This window comes from Nonlabens arenilitoris (assembly GCF_002954765.1).
GTDB classification, from domain to species: Bacteria; Bacteroidota; Bacteroidia; order Flavobacteriales; family Flavobacteriaceae; genus Nonlabens; species Nonlabens arenilitoris.
The window spans coordinates 3089653-3110895 of the sequence record NZ_MTPW01000001.1 but is presented as its reverse complement, the minus strand read 5'-3'; the positions used below and the strand labels follow the sequence as shown (position 1 = coordinate 3110895).

Below are 21243 nucleotides of genomic sequence, written 5' to 3'. Positions count from 1 at the left end.
AACTACTTTTTTAATCGCTATAATACTGTGTTTTTCACATTATTGAACTAATGTTAAATGCAATTATGTATTATAATTGAACATAATTATATACTGAATTTATATTTAATGTCGCTTTCACGAAAGCGTATAAAAAATAAGTAAACAAAAAAGCAACTTATTCTTTACTTAAGAATAAGTTGCAATAATTTGAATTTCATTTTTAGTTTACACTTCTACAGCATCCGTTTCATTCCTAAAAACGATTTGATTTTCAAAAGCATCAATCAAGACGATACTCTCAGTAGAAATCTCACCTGATAAAATCTGTTTAGATAATTCATTGAGCACACTTTTCTGTATGACTCGTTTTACAGGTCTAGCTCCATATTGTGGATCATAACCTTGTATAGCAAGTAGTTCAATCGCTGCTGGTGTAGCATCTATAGTAATTCCCTGTAGAGATAACATCTTAGTAACACCTTTCAACTGTAAACTCACGATTTGCTGAATTTCATTTTTAGTCAATGGTGTAAACATTACAATATCATCAATACGGTTGATAAACTCTGGTCTTACCCGTTGTTTTAACGCTACCAAAACCTCTTTCTTTGTTTCTTCTAGTAGAGATTCTGTCACAGAACTAGCATTCTCAAAACGATCCTGTATTAAGTCTGCTCCCATGTTAGAAGTCATAATAATAATCGTGTTTTTGAAATCTGCAACACGACCTTTGTTATCCGTTAATCGTCCTTCATCTAGAACTTGTAATAAAATATTAAAAGTATCTGGATGAGCCTTTTCAATCTCATCTAACAAGACAACACTGTAAGGTTTTCTTCTAACAGCTTCTGTAAGTTGTCCACCTTCATCATATCCTACATATCCTGGTGGAGCACCTACTAATCTACTCACACTATGACGTTCTTGATACTCACTCATGTCTATACGTGTCATAGAGTTCTCATCATTAAACAGATAATCTGCTAGAGCTTTTGCAAGTTCTGTTTTACCTACTCCTGTAGTACCTAAAAATAGAAACGATCCAACAGGCTTTTTTTGATCTTGTAAACCGGCACGACTGCGTCGCACAGCATCACTCACAGCGATAATTGCCTCTTGCTGGCCTACCACGCGCTTGTGTAATTCATCTTCTAATTTTAATAATTTATCGCGCTCACTTTGTAGCATCTTAGTAACCGGTATACCGGTCCATTTTGCAATCACTTCTGCGATGTCATCATAGGTAACTTCTTCTTGTATTAAGGATTTACCAGTGTCATTAAGGGAGACTTCCTTTTGAAGTTTCTCTAGTTCTTCTTGAGCTTCTTTAATTTTTCCATAACGCAGTTCTGCTACTTGACCATAGTCGCCATCACGTTCTGCACGTTCTGCCAGTTGTTTGTAATTTTCAATATCACTTTTTGCTGCTTGTATGGCTTCTACAATATCTTTCTCATTCACCCATTGTGCATTGATCTCATTGCGAGATTCTTTAAAATTAGCAAGTTCGCTGCGCAAAGCCTTAAGTTTAGTTTCATCTTTTTCACGTTTGATGGCCTCAATTTCAATTTCTAATTGCATGATCTTACGATCTAATACATCTAGTTCTTCTGGTTTTGAGTTAATTTCCATACGCAATTTTGCAGCAGCTTCATCCATTAAATCAATGGCCTTATCTGGTAAAAAGCGATTAGTAATATAACGTTGCGACAATTCTACAGCCCCTATAATCGCTTCATCCATTATACGAACTTTATGATGTGTCTCATATTTATCCTTTATACCTCGTAAAATAGATATAGCACTTTCTGTATCTGGTTCATCAACTAATACACGTTGAAAACGTCGTTCTAGTGCCTTATCCTTTTCAAAATATTTTTGATATTCATCTAGGGTAGTGGCTCCTATAGCACGCAGTTCACCACGTGCCAGTGCTGGTTTTAAAATGTTTGCGGCATCCATGGCGCCTTGCCCACCACCAGCACCTACTAGTGTATGGATTTCATCGATAAATAGGACAATATCTCCAGAACTTTCTGTGACTTCTTTAATCACCGCTTTTAATCGTTCCTCAAATTCACCTTTATATTTTGCACCGGCAATTAGAGCACCCATATCTAGTGAAAATATTTGTTTATTCTTAAGGTTTTCTGGGACATCACCAGCCACAATTCTATGAGCAAGCCCTTCTGCGATAGCTGTTTTACCTACACCAGGTTCTCCAACTAACATAGGGTTGTTTTTTGTGCGTCTAGATAGAATTTGTAAAATACGTCGTATTTCTTCGTCTCTACCTATTACAGGATCTAGTTTACCTTGGTCAGCGAGCTGATTAAGATTTTTAGCATATTTATTAAGACTGTTATAGGTTTCTTCAGCGCTAGCACTTGTAACACGACTACCTTGCCTTAATTCTTCTATGGCCTTTTCTAATTGATTTTTAGTAATCCCTTGATCTTTAAGTATGCGAGCTGCTGTTGATTTACCATCAAATAGCGATATTAATAAATGTTCTAAGCTTACATATTCATCTTCCATCTTAGTAGCTATACTCATAGCGCCATTAACGGTTTTAGATGCATCTCTAGATAATTGAATGTCGCCACCTTCTACTTTAGGAAGTGCATTAAGACTACTGTCTATAAGTTGAATAACCAGTGATAGATTAACATTAAGTTTCTTAAAAATGAATGGTAATACATTTTCATCTATCTGTATCATTCCTTTCAAAAGGTGCAGGTTTTCTATAAATTGATGACCTGACGCTTGTGCAAGTTGTTGCGCTGCCTGGAGCGCTTCTTGCGATTTTATTGTAAGTTGATTCATGTTCATGTCTTTTTTTTGTTTTCTTTTAAGAGTCAAATCTTATACCTCTATTGAAAATTGCCAAAAAGACATATAAAACGCAAATAAATACGACAAACTGTCTGTTAGTAAATCATTAGCGAGATTTAATTGTTACATCCCTTATCTTTGTAATTTAGTATTGGGATGAGTTAGATTCCGCTTTCGCGAAAGCGAGATAATTAATAAATATACAACATGGGATTGTTTAATAAGTTGTTTAAATCACAACGCGATATTGCAAAAGATGAAATTCAAGAAGGATTGCCATGGCAAATGCTTGAGTCTGAAGATCAGTTAAATAACTTGATCGCCAATTCAAAAAGAGTTCCTAAGGTAATTTTTAAACATAGTACAAGATGTGGGATTTCTAGAATGGTACTCAAAAATTTTGAGGCAGGATATTCTCTAAAAGATGAAGATGCTAGTTTTTACCTACTAGATTTATTGAATCATAGGGAATTAAGCAATACGATTGCAAGTAAATTAAATGTGATGCATCAATCACCGCAAATTATTGTTATTGATAATGAGGAGATTATACACACAGATTCCCATCACGGAATCGATATTAAAAGAGTTGAACAATTAATAAAAAAGAGAGTTAATATGAGGTTTAATAAATTACTGATTCTTACAATCGCGGTAACTTTGTTTTCTTGTAAGACAAATGTATTTACTGGGAAGAAGACGCTTAATTTTATGTCTAATAGTCAGTTGTTTCCAATGGCTTTTAGTCAGTATGGAGAATTTCTTAATACCAATAAGGTGGTCACAGGTACAGCAGACTCTGAAATGATTAATCGAGTAGGTAGTAAAATAAAAGTTGCTGCACAACGATGGTTAAATGCATTAGGTGAAGAGCAGTATTTAAAGGACTATGCCTGGGAATATAACCTAGTTGAAGACCCAACAGTTAATGCCTGGTGTATGCCTGGTGGGAAAATTGTATTTTATACTGGTATTTTACCTATTTGTCAAGATGAAACTGGAGTAGCTATTGTAATGGGGCACGAGGTGGCACACGCACTAGCTGATCATGGGGCACAACGCATGAGTGCTAGCCAAGTACAAGCCTTAGGTGCTGTAGGTGTTGCTGTAGGTGGTCAATTAGGAGGATTAAATGAAGGTACCCAACAGATATTAAATCAAGCTTATGGTATAGGTTCACAAGTAGGTGGAATGTTACCTTTTTCTAGATCACATGAAACTGAGGCTGATAAAATAGGTTTATATCTAGCAGCAATTGCTGGTTATAATCCTGATGCTGGAGCAGAACTATGGGAACGCATGAAAGCAAATAGTGGAGGCGAAGCTCCACCAGAATTTATGAGTACGCACCCATCTAACGATAGTCGTATTGCGTTTTTGAAAGAACTAGCACCTCAAGCAAAAATTGAAGCTCGTAAATATGGTGTTACAAGCTTTAAATAAACGCTTGTTTTTATATACTTTTAAAGGGTTCTTATTAGAACCCTTTTTTTATGAAAAATACATTACCTAGAGGTCACAAAAAACTATTACAAGCTTGGGCATTTTATGATTGGGCAAACTCGGTTTACTCACTGGTGATCACCAGTGCTATATTTCCCATATTCTATTCTGCTATTAGTAAGAAAGCTTATGAAGACGGTAATGTACCAGAGTTTCTTAAAGAAGTAAACAATGAAAATATCATATTTGTCACCACTGCGATTGCTTTTTTAGTGGTCAGTATTTTATCTCCTATCTTATCAGGTATCGCAGATTACTCTGGACAAAAGAAACGATTTATGCAGTTCTTTTGCTATTTGGGAGCGTCTTGTTGTATTGGTTTAGCGTTCTTTAGTTTTGATTATTTATGGTTCAGTCTTGCGATGTACTTTCTAGCATTGATAGGTTTCTGGGGTAGCTTAGTGTTTTATAATAGTTATTTGCCAGATGTAGCTTTACCACATCAGCAAGATGCAACTAGTGCTAGAGGATTCTCTTTAGGTTATGTAGGTAGTGTGATATTACTTGTTTTTTGTTTGGCAATGAATGAGTTTGGCCTTTACCCAGCTAGTGGTAAATTACTAGGTATAGATGCGGTACAAATGTCGTTTATTCTCGTAGGATTGTGGTGGATGGGATTTGCTCAATATACTTATGCTTACTTGCCACTAGGGAATAAAAAAGACACCAGTGCTGTAAAGAATATTTTTACAAATGGTTTTAAAGAATTGGAGAAAATCTGGCATCAACTAGGCGATAACAAACAAATGAAACGTTATCTCGCAGCATTTTTTGTCTACAGTATGGCTGTGCAAACGGTTATGCTTGTTGCTACTTATTTTGGTACAGAAGAAGTTGAATGGGAAGAAGGTGGAGCTACTATGGGTTTAATAGTTTCTATTTTACTTATACAGATAGTAGCTATTGCAGGTGCTTTTATAGCAAGTAAACTTTCTAATTATTATGGCAATATCAATGTTTTAATAGGTATCAATATTATATGGGTTGGTATATGTATTTATGGATATTTTGTTTATTCACCGATGGAATTTTATCTAACAGCCGCAGCTGTGGGATTTGTTATGGGTTCTATACAATCGCTTTCGCGAAGTACGTTTTCTAAAATGATACCAGAAGGTAATCCAGATACTGCTTCTTATTTTAGTTTCTATGATGTGGCCGAGAAGATAGGTATCGTGATAGGGATGACTATTTTTACTCTAGTAACACAATGGAGTGGATCTATGAGAGGTAGTATATTATTTCTAGTGGTGTTTTTTGCAATAGGAGTAGTCTTGCTATTAAGAGTTCCTAAAATTAAAACTTCAATATTAGATTAGTAGTAAAAGTGGTTTCGTTATATATTTTGATGATTATAGACTAAGGTTTTTTACGTACACCTTCTAATATATCTTGATGTAAAGAATCTTCATCTTCTGTACGATGTAAAACTGAAATGTCACCAGTAGATTCTAAAACGACAGCTTCTACTTGATCAAAACTCATGACGTTAGCCTCTCTTAACTTGGCTATCAATTGTTCTTTTTCTATGCGTGCGTGTTTCAAATTTTCATTTAAAATTTGGTTACCATCCATTAATAACAATGGCTTATTTGAGGTGAGCTTTTTAATACTAGGTAATACTCTTTGCAAAAACGAGAAAATAAATGTCAAAAATAATAGAGCGGCAATAGCGGTTACTCCATGTACTACTGTTGTACTAGATGTGAGCGTAGCAGATATGATGCTACCTATAGCTATAGTAAATGCAAAGTCATATGCGGTAAATTTTGCAAATGATCTTAACCCAACAAGACGTGTAATTATAATAATGGCGATAAATATTAAAAAGCTTGCTGCTAGTGTTGTAAGTATTGGGTCGTCTGATTGGTAAATCCAGTCCATATGATATTTTTATGTGAATGATTGATGGTTATTTCATAAAAGTAAAGATTAAGATATAGTTTATCGTGAGTATTATGTTAATACATGAAAAAATAATTAAAGAAATATCGTTTTATAAATGGATTGTTAAGATTCAAAAGATTAACGAGTCGTCAATCTTTTGAATCTTGTATTGGGATGATTAAACAAATATATTATTAGACTCTATTACTACTTCGGTTCTTGTATTATTAGCTTTTCTTTCAGTTAATATATGTTCTATTTTCTGTTGCCAGCTATAAGCCAGCGCAATTTCTCCATCCACCTGTAAGCTATTTTCATCATTATATAGTTCAAAATGATCTATAGCTATATGATAGGAGTTGTAAAATATTAATTTAACTCTTTGAATCAACTCATAACTCGATTTACCATTTGTTATTTGCTTAGATTCTTTTAAGACTTCACAAGAACTAATATCATTTAATTTCACTTTTTTAAATAGTTCACATTCATCATTTTTGAAAAGAAAACAAATTTGACCTTGATTACTGTCTATACCTATGGCAAATTGGTTATGAATCTCATATTCTCCTAAAACTTTTTTATCTTCTTGTATTTTATTGTTAAAAATTGTTTTTAAATATTGGGCTCTTTTTTTGGTTTTCCCGTTTATAATTAAAAATGGTAAAATGCATATAATTATTAGTGTGATTGAAATAATCACCATTGATGTTTCCATGATTTGAAATGTTTTGATATTATAAATAATCAGCTAGCTATCATGATTCAAATCAAGAAGCTTGCTTAAGTGTTAGAAAAATGACTATTTAATTACCAAAAAGAATGAAAAGGGAATAATAACACCTTTTTAAAGGAGTTCTTAATAGATAAATGATCAAATGTTAATAAGCGAGTTTTGCCTAATTGACATAAGTATTCGCTGCTAGTCAAAAGACCATGTAATGATAATAGATGTTTACTTACAGAGTAGGAGTATCCATCAATTAAGGTGCTAGTAGGAACTAGTTCTATTTTAGAATCAACTGCAAAAATCTTATTGAACCTAGCTTTTTGCTGTATTGAAGATTCTGATTGGAAAGATGTAAATATAGAAGTGTCTGAAAACGATAAATCATGAGCGTTTACTGATCCTACAAATAGAAAAGTAAAGAATATATAACAAAATATATGATGAATCGCTTTCACTATGATTTTAATCTTTATTTAAAGACTCAAGAAATCTATTTGATTTATAAATATCAATACAAAAGAAAAATTAATTTATTTGTTCTATGATAATATTTAGTAATTTTTTATAGTCGTCGTTAATTTCTATCCAGTAATGATCTGGATCTTTAAAATACACTTGTTGGATTCCATCTTTCCGAATATAATTTTTAAGCGTTGTACCAGGCCAATCTGAAAATTCAATATTCATTATTTTTAATCTCAACACAAATGCATCAAATTCTAGTGTTGACAAAGCAAAATGAACAGCTTTATTCGTTTTAATTATAGCATCTGGTCTGGGTATTAAATGGAGTTGCTTTCCATTCCCTATAGAAAGCCATCTAGTTGAAGAGTTAGAAGCTGTGTTCTCAATTTCTTTAAAATCAAATACTTTTTGATAAAAGAGTACAGATTTATCGACATCCTTAACAGATAACGCAATATGATTAAAAAAGAATTGTGACATGGAAAATAATTTTCTTAAAACTAAATAATTTTTGAAATTACTCTACAACTTCTGTATATCCTGCTATTCCGTGTAGGCATTTTATTATTTGGTTGCTTCCCGGCTCACCTACGTGCTAGTGATATTCTCTAATTTCATCAGTATGGCCACCACACTCATCTAAATCTGTGGATTGATAGCCTTACTTATCTAACAAAGAATAAATACCAAATCCATCAATAGCATACCCGATAATCGCCGAATGTAAATCTGTTTGTGTAACCTCTTTTGTCGAACCTGTAGCGGCATGATAATGATAGCCGCCATTTGGATTTACATGTCCACCATGATCATCTAATGGTGCTATCGTATGTGCTGCTAGAATAGCATCTGTAGGAGCTGGCGGATCATAATTAACACCATTAAAAGCAACTCCTATAGCATTTCTTCCAAAGCTTTGAGATTCATTAAAATAAATAGGTGTTACTGGTATAACATATGTTGTCACTTGATCTTTAAAATAATCTGGTAAACATTCTACACAATAATTTTGATAAGCTTCTTCAACATCTGGTTTTGCAGCAGCTAAACATCCTTCTTTGGTATCTGTATATTTCACGGTTCCATTTTCACGGTAAACTTTCCAATTATCATCATTATAAAAATCATCTAGACTGGCTATAAAATGACCTGACACATCATAGACTTTACCACCGTCAAACCATATTCCAGCTTTATCCTTGGTATCAGTAATCAGATTCGGGCACCATGGACCCATCTGATGTTCTGTTGCTTGCGAGTTGGTTTTAAAAACATAACAAAGTGTTTCTATACCATTAATAACGATCAACTTTTTTTGAATACCATCAATTATATTTTCTGAAATAAAATAATCTGTATTTACAGAAACCGCTTTGATATCATAATTAACTTCTTTTGATAAATCCTTATCATTATTGGTTAGTCTAGGAGGTCTATTACCAGGACTATTCTCTACAGTATTTAATTCTTTTAGGGTTAAAAAGCCATCTTGATCTTTATCTATATTTTTAAAATTACTAGATATCGGTCCTTGAGTTTCTTCTTTAGATAATCGACCATTGTTATCACGATCCATTTCTGTAATCAATTGTGTTGCTGATGGTTTATTATCTTTAGGTAAGTTAGTATGGCTTTGTTCTTGATTTGATTTACAAGAAAGTAAAATTAATAATAGAATATACAAATAGATATAAGACTTCATAAGGTTGATTATATTTATTTAAAACTTAGCCATAATGATTTAGTTTAAAATTTATTATAGCTATTGTTGAGTAACTATTATAAAAACAAAACCCTACTAGTACATGCCAGTAGGGTTTTAAATACTTTAAAATGAATATTGTACTTGAGTAGTGGACCACTACTAGAATAAACCTTCATTCTTATTATTAAAGTAATTAAAATCGTGATTATTTTCAATTTTTAATAAAGACTGATAAATCATTTTAATCACGTTTTCTACATCATCTCTATGTACCATTTCAACTGTAGTATGCATATAACGTAGAGGTAGTGAGATAAGCGCGCTAGGGACACCACCATTAGAATAAGCAAACGCATCAGTGTCAGTTCCGGTAGAACGTGATGTTGCACGACGCTGGTATGGGATCTCATTTGCATCTGCAGCATCCATAATCAGGTTGCGCAGATTATTTTGTATAGCTGGAGCATAGGCAAGGACTGGACCTTTACCTATCGCTGCCTCTCCATTTGATTTCTTATCAATCATAGGTGTTGTCGTGTCGTGCGTTACATCTGTCACGATAGCTACATTAGGCTTGATCGTTTGTGTAATCATTTCTGCACCACGCAATCCTATTTCTTCTTGAACAGAGTTTGTTACATAAAGGCCAAAATCTAATTCTTGTTTATTTTCTTTTAACAGGCGTGCTACCTCAGCAATCATAAAACCACCCATGCGGTTATCTAAGGCACGACATACAAATTTGTTTCCATTCAATACAAAAAACTCATCTGGGTATGTAATGACACAACCTACATCAACACCTAGCGCTAGGACCTCTTCTTTAGTCTCACAACCTGTATCTATAAAGATATTATCCGGTTTAGGCGGTTGCTCTTTCGCACGCGATCGCGTGTGAATTGCAGGCCAGCCAAAAACACCAGTCACAATTCCTTTTTTAGTATGAATATTAACCTTTTTAGAAGGTGCAATTTGGTGATCTGATCCACCATTGCGCACGACATAAATTAAACCATCATCTGTAATATAATTAACATACCACGATATCTCGTCTGCATGTCCTTCTATGACAACTTTAAACTTAGCATCTGGGTTAATCACGCCTACAGCTGTACCATAATTATCTGTGATAAACTCATCTACATACGGTTTTAGATAGTCCATCCATACTTTCTGACCATTCCATTCATATCCTGTAGGCGATGCGGTATTCAGGTATTTTTCTAGAAAATCTAGAGACTTTTTATTTAATATGCTTTCTTGAGACATGTGATAAAATTTAGTTTGTGAAGATAATAAACACCTACATAAATCGCTATTAATAGACAGCTTTCTTATTTTTGGAATGCTTTTGGCAATTACCGTTTTATGATCAATAAGATATTTATATTAATAATAGTTTTGTTGGGTTCCGCTTTCGCGAAAGCGCAAACAACACCTACCATATTGCCAGTAAAAACAGATACAGTACAAACACCGCAGTACTTCTTTATAGATGGTGACTCTTTAAGTGCCATAGAACTAGATCGTGTTATGTTATTGCAGTCCTTAAAATTTGATAGTAGATATGAAAACATACGTTATCAAATTATTAAACGTAAGGTTAAAAAAGTGTGGCCTTATGCAAAGCTAGCTGCAGAACGATTAACTGAGCTAGATCGAAGGCTTGCATCGCTAGAGTATGAAAGCGATAAAAAGAAGTACACAAAAATAGTCCAACGCTATGTAGAAGAAGAGTTTACAGCCGAGCTTAAAAAATTAACCACAACAGAAGGTCAGATATTAATTAAGCTATTACATCGTCAAACTGGTATGACCACTTTTGAACTTTTAAAACAATTGCGTAGTGGATGGAGTGCTTTCTGGTTTAAAAATGCAGCGAGTATTTTTGATATTGATTTAAAAGCAGAGTATAGCCCAGAAACAAATATTGAAGATTTTTATATAGAAGATGTCTTGCTCAATGAATTTAAGAGAGAAACTCTAGAAGAACAAGAACCTGCAATAGACTATGATTATTTTAAAGGCCGTACTGCCTGGAATGAATATGAAGATAATCTTCCAGCAGATTATGATTCCATTCAACTAGCAGAACGTGCTAGAATAAGGAAAGAATATTTGGAAAAAAAGCCAAAGAAAACGAGAAGAAACGCAAAAAATTAGAGCGGAAAAGACGCCGTGCGAGTAAGCAATAATCATTTGTCTTGTTTATCGTTTTATAAAGTGTTACATCTTTTTAATAGACCATGCCCACCAAATTAACAATGGATGGATTACTACTAGTCTTACCCATGCAATCCACGCTGCTATACAAAAAGAGCCTGCACAGCTATCGTTTTGTATAAAATAAATATGTGATATAGTAAAAGCTAGCAACATAGCTATTGTTGTGTATGCCGTGGTGCTTCTAGATTGTTTAAAACAGGCTAGTAACGCTACGATTAATTCTAAGACACCAGCGAGGTAGTTAATGATTACTTTATTACCCAGCCATTCAGGTATAACTTCTAGATATAAATCTGGTTGAACAAAATGTAAAATACCAGCGATGCCATATAATAAGATAAAGGAATAGAGTAGTAGTTTATGGATCATGTTAGTCTCCATTTATAGTCCGTATGGACTTTTTTCAAAATTAAGAAGAATGGTATCCACCAGATAAAATCATTAGTTATTAAGGTATAACTAAATTCAAAAGGTACTACATCTTGTAAATAATTAAAGATAAAACCTAATGGGCCAAATATTTTTCCAAAAAAACCTACTGCAACTATAGGCCAGTGGCGCATGGGAGTATAACTAGCCCACCAATAACCTAATCCATAAACACCTATAACCATTCCCATTCCTTGCCACACCATGGGATGGTTTAAAGGTTCCATACCTACAAGTTCAAAAAAATGATTGGGCATAAGGATTACCCATGTACCCCAAATAAGGTTATAGATTGCGGCTAGTTGTAAGGTAAGTTTCATAATCTTTTTTGTGTAAGTCCGTTAGCAAGATGAATCATTACACAATTAGAATTATGAAATATCTTTTCTATAAGTACGCCTGCGTTTGTGCAATATAGGATCATAGTTTTTCCACGATGCTTGTACCGCTAGATTATCTTCTAGTTCTGGATTAGTCTCACATAGTGTAATGCCATAGTCTATAAAGTTTTGCGTGACGTTTCTAAACATCATAGCGGTTACACCTTTCCCTTGATATTCTGGATCAATACCTATTAAGTAAAAGGCAGCTCTATTATTTTTCTTTTTAGCTTTTAATAAGTGTAAGAACCCAAAAGGAAATAATTTGCCTTTAGCTTTTTGTAAAGCTTTAGAAAATGAAGGCATAGTTATCGCAAAACCGATGAGTTTACCATTATCATCCACTACTAATTCAAGAAAATCTGGATTTATAAACGGTAAGTACTTTTCTTTATAAAGGTCTATTTGATATTGCTGTATAGGGACAAAGGTGACTAGTTTACTGTAGGTTTTGTTTAGTAAATCAAACATGTCATCTACATAAGGTAAAATCTCTTTAGTTGATTTGAACTGAAGTGTTTTTAACTTATAACGTCTACCTATGATGTCAGCAAATTTATTTATTTTCTCAGGTATAGGATTAGGTGGCTGAAATTTAAACTCAACCCATTCTGCAGCTTTTTCATATCCTAGCTGTTCTAAATGCTCTTTATAATATGGAGCATTGTACCAGGTTATCATAGTACTCAATTCTTCATAACCTTTTATTAATAATCCTGCTTTGTCCATATTAGAAAAACCTACTGGTCCTTCTACATATTCTAGTTCTTTCTCTTTACCTATACGATGAACTTCATTGAGCAAGGCTTTTGTGACCTCTATATCATCAATCATGTCCAGCCATCCAAAACGCATTTTTGATTTATGCTGTTCTTTGACTTCTACATAGTTGATAATGGCTGCAATACGTCCCACAATTTCTTTACCTCTATAGGCGAGAAAAAGCCAACAATCTGCGTTTTTGAAAACTTGATTTTTTTCAGGATCAAAGTTGGACATCTCGTCATTGACGATAGGTGGAACATAATAATCATTGCCTTGGTACAGCTCTTGCTGGAATTTGACAAATTTTTTGATATCAGCTTTTGCTGTAATTCTCTTGATTTCAATCATAGTAGATTCCTAGAAATCGATTTTTTTCTTTTTTTCTTTTTTGGCTTTTCTACCGCTATCATCACCAGTGCCTTGTAAATTCTTTTTCTGGCTTATGGTTTCATCATCTTTATGAAAGTCAAAACGGTAAGACATTCCTACATTAACTTGAAAAACAGATGGTGTATCTTTAAAATTAAAAGTTGCACTGGCGTCCACTTGCCAGTCTTTAGAGATCAAATAAGCTAGTCCACCACGACCTAAATCATCACTATAAAAGTCTGATTTAAATCCTTGATACTCTCCAAAAACGGCCCATTTTCCATTAATACTATGGGTCATGGTTAAAATCCATTCATAAGAAGGGTAATCTGTTGTCACGCGATCTACTATAAAGTTAGTGACAAAAACCCATTGTCCCCAGTTGTTTTGAGTGATTAGTTCAAATCGAGGTGAGAAGGTAGGATCATTGGGCGGCGTTAATAGATTGTTTTCTGAAAAATTAATATTTGCACCTGCATATACTGAAATGGCTGGTACAAAATCTCTCCAGTTCAATCGATTATTTGCTTTCCAACTTAAAAGATTTACTTTCTTCTCTCCAAAGAATTTAAGTGGATCAAAAACAAGATACTTAACACCTATTGTACTTCTAGAGAAGTTAGAAAAACTACTTTCTACATTTCCAAAACCTCTATTATCCATTTGATTTACAGAAGCAAAATTCCCTATAAAAGAAAACTCTAGACGTTCCATAAACGCACCATATCGCAATTGCATGCTTAAACCAGTATAGTCTCTCTCATAACGCTGCAGGTCATGCTGCTCTGTTCTATAAAATAGATTACCTTCTATTTGAGCAACACCTTTCCCTACCGCAAAAGCGCCTTGGGATAAGCCGGGATTATTAGTATTAATAGTTTCTGTGTATTGTGCTGATGTTATAAAACTTATTAAACAAACAGACACAAATAATATTTTTTGCGTAAAAGCAGTCATAAAATGATTCCTTAAAAGTTCAAATTTAAGATATATTAAAGAGTAATAATAAAATGACTTTTTAATTTTACTTAAAATTACTTCTATTGAAACTTCTACAAGTCATTCTTATTGTTTTAGTGATCTACGTTTCCGTACGATTAATACTTAAATATTATGGTGCTAGTATTTTAAAATGGCTAGGTAAAAAAGCCATGCAACGCATGTCACGCAGCTTTGAGAAGCGCAGCGGTATGAATACAGATGATTTATTCAACCAGTCACAAGGTCCACGATCTAGCCAGAAAAAAGTTAATAAACCTAAGGAAAATAAAACCGTAGGTGAGTATGTGGACTTTGAGGAAATTGATTAATTTTCAACTTTCATCGACTGAAATAAATTCATGACTTTTAATTTCAAGAAATTACTACCACATCTGGCTGTTATAGCCGTATTTATTATTGCTGCGTTGGCATATTTTAATCCAGTGTTAAGCGGTAAGAAACTTTACCAAAACGATATTGTACAATATAAAGGTAATGCTAGACAGCTTATAGAACATCGCGCCGCCACGGGTGATGAATTATATTGGACAGATTCCGTCTTTGGAGGTATGCCTACTTACCAATTAGGAGCAAGATATCCTTACGACTTTATAGATGGATTAGATCGTGCATTAAGATTTTTACCTCGTCCGGCAGACTATTTATTCTTATATTTTATTTCCTTTTATATTCTCATGCTTGTCATGCGAGTAAATTGGAAAATTGGATTACTAGGCGCATTAGCCTTTGGGTTTTCAACTTATCTAATCATTATATTAGGAGTAGGGCATAATGCAAAAGCTCATGCTATTGCATATTTTCCTCTAGTTCTCAGTGGAATTATATTAGTTTTTCAGAAACGATATTTATTGGGATTCATAGTCACATCACTGGCCATGGCACTAGAATTACAGGCTAATCATCCACAAATGACTTATTATCTATTATTGGCTGTAATCATTTTAGGAATTGCATATCTTATTGATGCCATATGTAAAAAGATGGTGCCTCATTACTTTAAGTCTATAGGTATTATGACCGCGGCTGTACTATTAGCATTAGGAACTAATGCAGGTAATTTGTTAGCTACTAGTGAGTATTCTAAAGAGAGTACTCGTGGTAAATCTGATCTTTCCATTAATGCTCAAGGCCAAGAAGTAGTTCCACAAACAGGTTTAGATTATGACTATATCACACAATACAGTTATGGATTAAGTGAAAGCTTGAATTTATTAGTTCCTAGATTTGCTGGTGGTGGTAGTAGCGCTAGACCAGATGAAGACTCTAATACAGTAAAGTATCTTACAGATCAAGGTTTACCTAAAGCAGATGTGGTGCGTTTTGTCAATGAAAATGTGCCGTTATATTGGGGTGATCAAATTATTGTAGAGGCGCCACCATACTTAGGTATAGGTGTTGTGTTTCTCGCAGTTCTAGGATTATTTTTAATTAAAGGTAGATTAAGATGGTGGACTAGTGCTGTAATAGTGCTCGCTCTCTTATTATCTTATGGTAAAAATGCAGACTGGATAACTCGTTTCTTTATAGACGTAGTTCCATTATATAATAAATTCCGGGCGGTAACCTCTATACAGGTTTTAATTGAATTATGCGTTCCTATCCTTGCAGTGATAGGTTTATGGCAGTTTTTTAATGAAAGAAATTCTGTTGAGACTAAAGCCAATGCCTTAAAATATACAGGTATTGTAGTTGGTGGTTTTCTATTAATCTTGATAGGTTTAGGTGGTCAATTATTTGATTTTGCTAGTCCTATGGATCAATATTATATGGACAGTGATCAATTAGGAATTGGTTTTGTAGATGCCTTAAGAGATGACCGTTTTGAAATCATGCGAGCAGATGCTTTAAGGTCCTTATTAATTACAGGTATTATTGCTGGTGCTTTGTTTTTATTACTCAAAAAGAAGCTGTCAGAAAATCTTGTACTAGTGATTGCTGGTGTGGTCATTTTATTCGACTTAGTAAGTTTTGACATGAATTATGTTAACAGTGATGATTATGTAACCGCTAGTGAATATGATAATGCTCATCGCAAAACTCCTGCAGATGATATCGCTATGAAAGACGCACAAGCAGGTGATCATTATAGAGTTTATGACTTATTACTCAACCCATTCAACTCTGGAAGAGCACCTTATTTTCACAAATCAATAGGTGGATATCATGGTGCAAAGCCTAGACGTATTCAAGAATTGTCTGAGTTTTATCTATTTAATGAAAATGGAATAGCTCCTGTAGGTAGAGAAAACATTGAAATCTTGAGCATGTTTAACGTGCGATATATTATTGATGCTGAAGAAACCGGTTATGTTGCCAAAGAAAATCCTATGGCTATGGGTAATGCATGGTTTGTAGATTCCTTAAAGACAGTGGCTAGTGATAATGAAGAAATTACAAGTCTATCTGAGCTTAATGGAAGTCAACTTGCAGTCATTCAAAAAAATCAGAAAGAGTTATTGAATCTTACAGCCACACATGCTGACTCAACATCTAGTATTCAGTTAATAGATTATGATACACAAAGATTAGTATATAGAACTAGTAATACTCAAGAGGCTTTGGCTGTATTTAGTGAGATGTATTATCCACATGGTTGGAAGGCAACTATCGACGGTATTCAGACACCTATCGCTAGAGTAAATTACACCTTAAGAGGTGTTAAGGTTCCTGCTGGATCACATGAAATTGTTATGAGTTTTGAACCTCAGGTGGTTAAAACAGGAAGCAATATCATGTTAGGTAGTAATATTTTGTTGTTTATGATTGTCTTAGGCGGTTTATTTTACTCATTTAAGAAAAGATCTTAAATGAAAAATCCTGTTCTCATCATTACTTACTACTGGCCACCTGCTGGTGGTCCAGGTGTACAACGCTGGTTAAAATTTGCTACATACTTAGATCAGTACAACTTTGAAGTAACGGTGGTTATACCAGATCATCCTGACTATCCTATAGTTGATGCATCGCTTATAGAAGAAGTACCTAAAGGAATTCAATTCATTAAAGTTCCTATCAATGAACCTAGTCGTTGGGCCAGTTCGCTTTCGCGTAAGCGTACTAAAAATCTTCAAAAGGGAATTATACCTAAGAATGCTGGACCATTACAGCGCGCCATGATATGGATGCGTGGTAATTTATTTGTACCAGATGCTAGAGTAGGATGGAAATCGAGAGTAATTAAAGCAATACATCCTTATTTACTGGAGCATAAAAACCCGACTATAATTACTACGGGACCACCACATTCTATACATTTAATCGGTCTAGAGCTTAAGAATAAATATACAGGTTTTAAATGGCTGGCAGATTTTAGAGATCCATGGACAACTATAGGTTATCATAAGCATTTAAAAATAGGAGCTAGAGCACAAAAAAAGCATGAACAATTAGAACAAGATGTTTTAAATAATGCAGATTTACTTATAGTTACTAGTCCTCATACAGGAAAAGAATTTGCGTCTAAATCCAATACACCTATACAAGTAATTACAAATGGATTTGACATCAATGTAAATACTACAACACGACAACCAGTAGGTGCCTTTACCATGTCGCATGTAGGAACGCTGTTATCTGATCGTAATCCTCAAGTTTTATGGGAAGTACTAGCAGAATTATGTAGTGAAAGCACTGATTTTAAAGCGGCTTTTAAATTACAACTTGCTGGTAATGTGAGTAGTGAAATCTTAGATTCTATTCATAGATATGATCTTGACTCGAATCTAAACCTATTAGGTTACCTTTCTCATAAAGATGCTGTAGACCTAATGTTTCATTCCCAGTGTTTATTACTTATTGAAATTGATAGTATAGATACTAAGGCCATTATACCAGGAAAACTATTTGAATATTTTGCCAGTGCAAGACCTATTATAGCCATAGGTCCTAAAGATGCAGATATTGAGAACTTGATAAAACATACACATTCTGGTCAATATTTTAATTATCTTGAAAAGCAGAAACTTAAAGAACATGTTTTAGAAAAATATGCGCTATTTAAAAATGGTAATAATGAAGGTCAATTAAATGATCATATTAATAGTTACAAAAGAGAAAACCTTACTAAAACACTAGCTAAAACAATAGCTTACACATGGGAATAGTTATTAAACAATCTGGATGGAATCTTGCAATTACAGCTGCTGGATTTGTACTGGGTGCACTTAATGTGTTGTTGCTAGCGACCACCTATCTAGATGATGAATACTATGGTTTATGGGGTTATATTTTATCGACAGCTTTTCTATTATTTCCTTTAATGTCCTTTGGGATTCACAATACTATTGTGAAATTTTACTCTAGGTATGACCATAAAAATGAGCGTGATTCGTTTTTAACACAAATGCTGTTATGGCCACTAGTTATTATTATACCAGTTTTCATTCTCATTTATATATTCTATGACCCTATACGGCTATATATCGCAAATCGTAATCAAATTACTAGCGATTTTGTATGGTCCATCGCAATTATAGCGGTTTTCCAAGCTTACTTTGAAATTTTTTATGCTTGGACTAAAGTCCATATGAAAACCATAGGAGGTAACTTTTTAAAGGAAGTTTTTTACAGATTAGCAGCGACTATAATGTTAATATTTCTAGCGTTGGACTGGATAACACAAGTGCAATTTATTTACAGTCTAGTCCTTATTTATGGCTTAAGAGCTTTTATAATGAAGTTAGTAGCTTTTAAAACATATACACCTCAATACCAGCTAGGGAAGATTAAAGCGAGTAAAGATTTAATCAATTATTCTTTATTGATGATAGTTGCTGGATCAGTGGGCACTGCATTGCTAGACCTGGATAAGTTTATGATTAATGATTATTTAATTATTGATAACATCTCATGGTATAATGTCGCTGTCTTTATTGCAACGGTTATAGCCGTGCCAGCACGTGGTATGGCGCAAATAATGCATCCATTAACGGCAGGTCATTTTAATAGAGGTGAGATAAAAGAGGTAGAGCATCTCTATAAACGCAGCTCTCTTAATCTCAGTATTATTGCTGGTTTTTTAGTAATTATTATCATTTGTAATGTCAATGAATTTTATCAATTAATGCGTCCAGAATATCGAGTGGGAATCCCAGTGGTAATGTTAATTGCGGTAGTTAAATATGCAGAAAGTCTTCTGGGTAGTAATAATGCTATATTATACAATTCAGACTTATATCGGGTGACATTGTGGTTAGGTTTGTTGCTAGCGGTCTTGGCTATTTTACTCAATATGTGGTTAATACCCATTTATGGTTTAATGGGTGCTGCAATATCGACATGCATTGCTTATGTTTTATACGCTTTCGCGAAAGCGTTTTATGTATATCACAAATTACATATACATCCATGGACTGCTAGAACTAGTCTTTCTATTCTATTAATACTGACCTTTATTGCGGTTTTTTACTTTTGGGATTTTAACTGGCATCCTGTATTAAATATCTTTCTGAAAAGTGTATTGCTTACAATAATTTATGTATTAATTATTAGAAAGTTGAAATTATCTATAGAGATAAATGAATTGCTGCGTAAGTATATGCCATAAAAAAAGCCCACTCAGTTGTGAGTAGGCTTTAATGGTCATTCAATTTATGTATTAATTTCTTCCCGATCTTCTATTAGAAGTAGAGCGTTTGCTTGCAGCAGCAGCTTTACGGTTGCTAGAAGATATTGCTCTTGTATTTGTTCTTTCAGAACTATTTCTAGCGGTAGCGTTACTCGTTCTTGAACTTCTTGAAGAACGCGCTACTGTATTAGTATTTCTATTAGTTCTAGGTGAATTGCTAACAGTGCTTGAAGCTCTTCTAGTCGTTCTAGAGTTTGAAATTGCAGGTGTTGATCTACTAGAGCGATTTGAAATTGCAGGATTGCTTGTTCTAGTACTACGTGTTGTTGCTGTACTTGTTGCTCTTCTAGAAGATCTACTAGTTGTAGTAGCTTGAGGTGCTCTAGTTGTTGTACCAGTAGCTCTTGAGCTTCTACTATTTCTACTAGTTGTTACGTTATTATCACTGCGTCTAGCTGTTCTAGCTTGTGTGCTACGACTATTGCTAGCTATGCGGTTATCACTTCTTGAAACAGTCCTGCGTCCTCTAGTGATAGCTTCGCGATCTCTTCTAGCATCTCTAGTAGCAATTGCACGACCATTGTTATCTCTACGACCTCTTTCAAAACTACGATAATTTACTCTGTCATTAGGTCTGTAAAATGTGCGTCTTACATTTGCTCTAGCATAACAACCGTTATAATAGTTAGGTCTATTCCAGTTTACTCTATGATAGTTCCATGCATACCTGTAAGGATTGTAATATAAACGATAAGGATTATTCCATACAATACAGTTATTTACTAAAGGTACACCATAATATGCATGCCAAGGCTGATAAACATAGTATCTATTAAATCTATTAATAAATCCCGTGGTTCTTAAAATAACACCAGGCCTGTTGTAAAATACACGCAAATTTCCGACACGATTAACATAACCGTTGCGATAGTTAATAAATACATCGCCTGCTTGTATGATTCGACCATAGCTGTCATAATAAATAGGCGTATTTTCAATTTGAATTACTGCACCATATGAATCATATTGCACATAAGCATCATAATTATAACCAGTATTAAAAGAGATACTTAAATTAGGAGTATTAATCACAGTACCAAATTGAGGACCATCATTTAAATAGTTGAAATCAAATTGACCATCAGGAAAAACTGCAAATTCAATTCCTCCTTCATTAAAAATAAAACTGTTGTCATATCCTCGATAACGGTCATCTTCAATTGTAGTTGCATAGCTTATCCCGATTCCCATCAAGAATACTAACAGTAGGGTAGATAGCTTTTTCATAATTACTAGGTATTATAAGCAGACTTCAATGTCGTACTCGATATAGTAAATACAATCAGCGTGCCAAAAAACGCAAACTTTGTAGTTCCACCTTATTACAACCACACTATAT

The 21243-nt window shown here is 34.0% G+C and carries 18 protein-coding genes and 1 pseudogene; 8 read left to right on the top strand and 11 right to left on the bottom strand.

Going from position 1 to position 21243, the window contains the following annotated elements; genetic code table 11:
- Positions 1-207: 207 nt before the first annotated feature.
- Positions 208-2814: an ATP-dependent chaperone ClpB gene (clpB, locus tag BST92_RS13920; protein ID WP_105072289.1), complete on the bottom strand. Its 2607-nt coding sequence runs from the start codon at positions 2812-2814 to the stop codon at positions 208-210.
- 210 nt (positions 2815-3024) lie between these two features.
- Here clpB and ytxJ point away from each other — a divergent pair.
- The 3 genes and pseudogenes from ytxJ to BST92_RS13910 form a co-directional block, all read left to right on the top strand.
- Positions 3025-3399, top strand: a pseudogene (gene ytxJ / locus BST92_RS15290) (bacillithiol system redox-active protein YtxJ); the annotation flags it as partial.
- A gap of 36 nt (positions 3400-3435) precedes the next feature.
- Positions 3436-4260: a M48 family metallopeptidase gene (locus BST92_RS13915; protein WP_245910999.1), complete on the top strand. Its 825-nt coding sequence runs from the start codon at positions 3436-3438 to the stop codon at positions 4258-4260.
- A 50-nt stretch (positions 4261-4310) separates the two neighbouring features.
- A complete protein-coding gene (locus tag BST92_RS13910; protein WP_105072009.1) occupies positions 4311-5639 on the top strand; it encodes an MFS transporter in 1329 nt (442 codons plus the stop codon).
- Positions 5640-5679: 40 nt separating this feature from the next.
- On the opposite strand, the gene BST92_RS13905 is transcribed toward BST92_RS13910, so the two are convergent.
- The 5 genes from BST92_RS13905 to BST92_RS13885 all read right to left on the bottom strand — a co-directional run bounded on the left by BST92_RS13905 (position 5680) and on the right by BST92_RS13885 (position 10376).
- Positions 5680-6204: a DUF421 domain-containing protein gene (locus BST92_RS13905; RefSeq protein ID WP_105072008.1), complete on the bottom strand. Its 525-nt coding sequence runs from the start codon at positions 6202-6204 to the stop codon at positions 5680-5682.
- A gap of 181 nt (positions 6205-6385) precedes the next feature.
- Positions 6386-6925: a hypothetical protein gene (locus BST92_RS13900; protein WP_105072007.1), complete on the bottom strand. Its 540-nt coding sequence runs from the start codon at positions 6923-6925 to the stop codon at positions 6386-6388.
- A 537-nt stretch (positions 6926-7462) separates the two neighbouring features.
- Positions 7463-7882 carry a VOC family protein gene (locus BST92_RS13895; protein WP_105072006.1) on the bottom strand — a complete coding sequence of 140 codons (420 nt, stop codon included), beginning with the start codon at positions 7880-7882 and terminating at the stop codon, positions 7463-7465.
- 181 nt (positions 7883-8063) lie between these two features.
- The gene (locus BST92_RS13890; RefSeq protein ID WP_211292507.1) at positions 8064-9104 is read right to left on the bottom strand and encodes a YHYH protein; all 1041 of its coding nucleotides are present in this window, start codon (positions 9102-9104) and stop codon (positions 8064-8066) included.
- Positions 9105-9266: 162 nt separating this feature from the next.
- Positions 9267-10376, bottom strand: coding sequence for a M42 family metallopeptidase (locus BST92_RS13885; RefSeq protein WP_105072005.1), 1110 nt, complete (start codon positions 10374-10376; stop codon positions 9267-9269).
- A gap of 99 nt (positions 10377-10475) precedes the next feature.
- Here BST92_RS13885 and BST92_RS13880 point away from each other — a divergent pair, with 99 nt between their 5' ends.
- Positions 10476-11270 (top strand): DUF4294 domain-containing protein, encoded by a 795-nt coding sequence (locus BST92_RS13880; protein ID WP_105072004.1) that lies wholly within the window; start codon positions 10476-10478, stop codon positions 11268-11270.
- A 63-nt stretch (positions 11271-11333) separates the two neighbouring features.
- Here BST92_RS13880 and BST92_RS13875 read toward each other — a convergent pair whose 3' ends face one another.
- The 4 genes from BST92_RS13875 to BST92_RS13860 are packed head-to-tail and all read right to left on the bottom strand — an operon-like array spanning position 11334 to position 14203.
- Positions 11334-11702 carry a DoxX family protein gene (locus BST92_RS13875; RefSeq protein WP_245910949.1) on the bottom strand — a complete coding sequence of 123 codons (369 nt, stop codon included), beginning with the start codon at positions 11700-11702 and terminating at the stop codon, positions 11334-11336.
- Positions 11699-12082: an alkyl hydroperoxide reductase gene (locus BST92_RS13870; RefSeq protein WP_105072002.1), complete on the bottom strand. Its 384-nt coding sequence runs from the start codon at positions 12080-12082 to the stop codon at positions 11699-11701. The genes BST92_RS13875 and BST92_RS13870 overlap by 4 nt, the downstream gene beginning before the upstream one ends.
- A gap of 51 nt (positions 12083-12133) precedes the next feature.
- Complete coding sequence (locus BST92_RS13865) at positions 12134-13255, bottom strand: GNAT family N-acetyltransferase (protein WP_105072001.1); 1122 nt, start codon at positions 13253-13255, stop codon at positions 12134-12136.
- A 9-nt stretch (positions 13256-13264) separates the two neighbouring features.
- Positions 13265-14203 carry a transporter gene (locus tag BST92_RS13860; RefSeq protein ID WP_245910948.1) on the bottom strand — a complete coding sequence of 313 codons (939 nt, stop codon included), beginning with the start codon at positions 14201-14203 and terminating at the stop codon, positions 13265-13267.
- A 116-nt stretch (positions 14204-14319) separates the two neighbouring features.
- Between BST92_RS13860 and BST92_RS13855 the strand changes: the two genes are divergently transcribed.
- The 4 genes from BST92_RS13855 to BST92_RS13840 are packed head-to-tail and all read left to right on the top strand — an operon-like array spanning position 14320 to position 19823.
- Positions 14320-14586 (top strand): DUF4834 family protein, encoded by a 267-nt coding sequence (locus BST92_RS13855; protein WP_105071999.1) that lies wholly within the window; start codon positions 14320-14322, stop codon positions 14584-14586.
- 30 nt (positions 14587-14616) lie between these two features.
- Positions 14617-17085 (top strand): YfhO family protein, encoded by a 2469-nt coding sequence (locus BST92_RS13850; protein ID WP_105071998.1) that lies wholly within the window; start codon positions 14617-14619, stop codon positions 17083-17085.
- Positions 17086-18381: a glycosyltransferase family protein gene (locus BST92_RS13845; RefSeq protein ID WP_105071997.1), complete on the top strand. Its 1296-nt coding sequence runs from the start codon at positions 17086-17088 to the stop codon at positions 18379-18381.
- Positions 18372-19823 carry an oligosaccharide flippase family protein gene (locus BST92_RS13840; protein ID WP_105071996.1) on the top strand — a complete coding sequence of 484 codons (1452 nt, stop codon included), beginning with the start codon at positions 18372-18374 and terminating at the stop codon, positions 19821-19823. Before BST92_RS13845 ends, BST92_RS13840 begins: the two co-directional genes overlap by 10 nt.
- Before the next feature lie 51 nt (positions 19824-19874).
- Here BST92_RS13840 and BST92_RS13835 read toward each other — a convergent pair whose 3' ends face one another.
- Positions 19875-21131, bottom strand: a complete 1257-nt coding sequence (locus BST92_RS13835; protein ID WP_105071995.1) for a hypothetical protein — start codon at positions 21129-21131, stop codon at positions 19875-19877.
- Positions 21132-21243 lie beyond the last annotated feature (112 nt).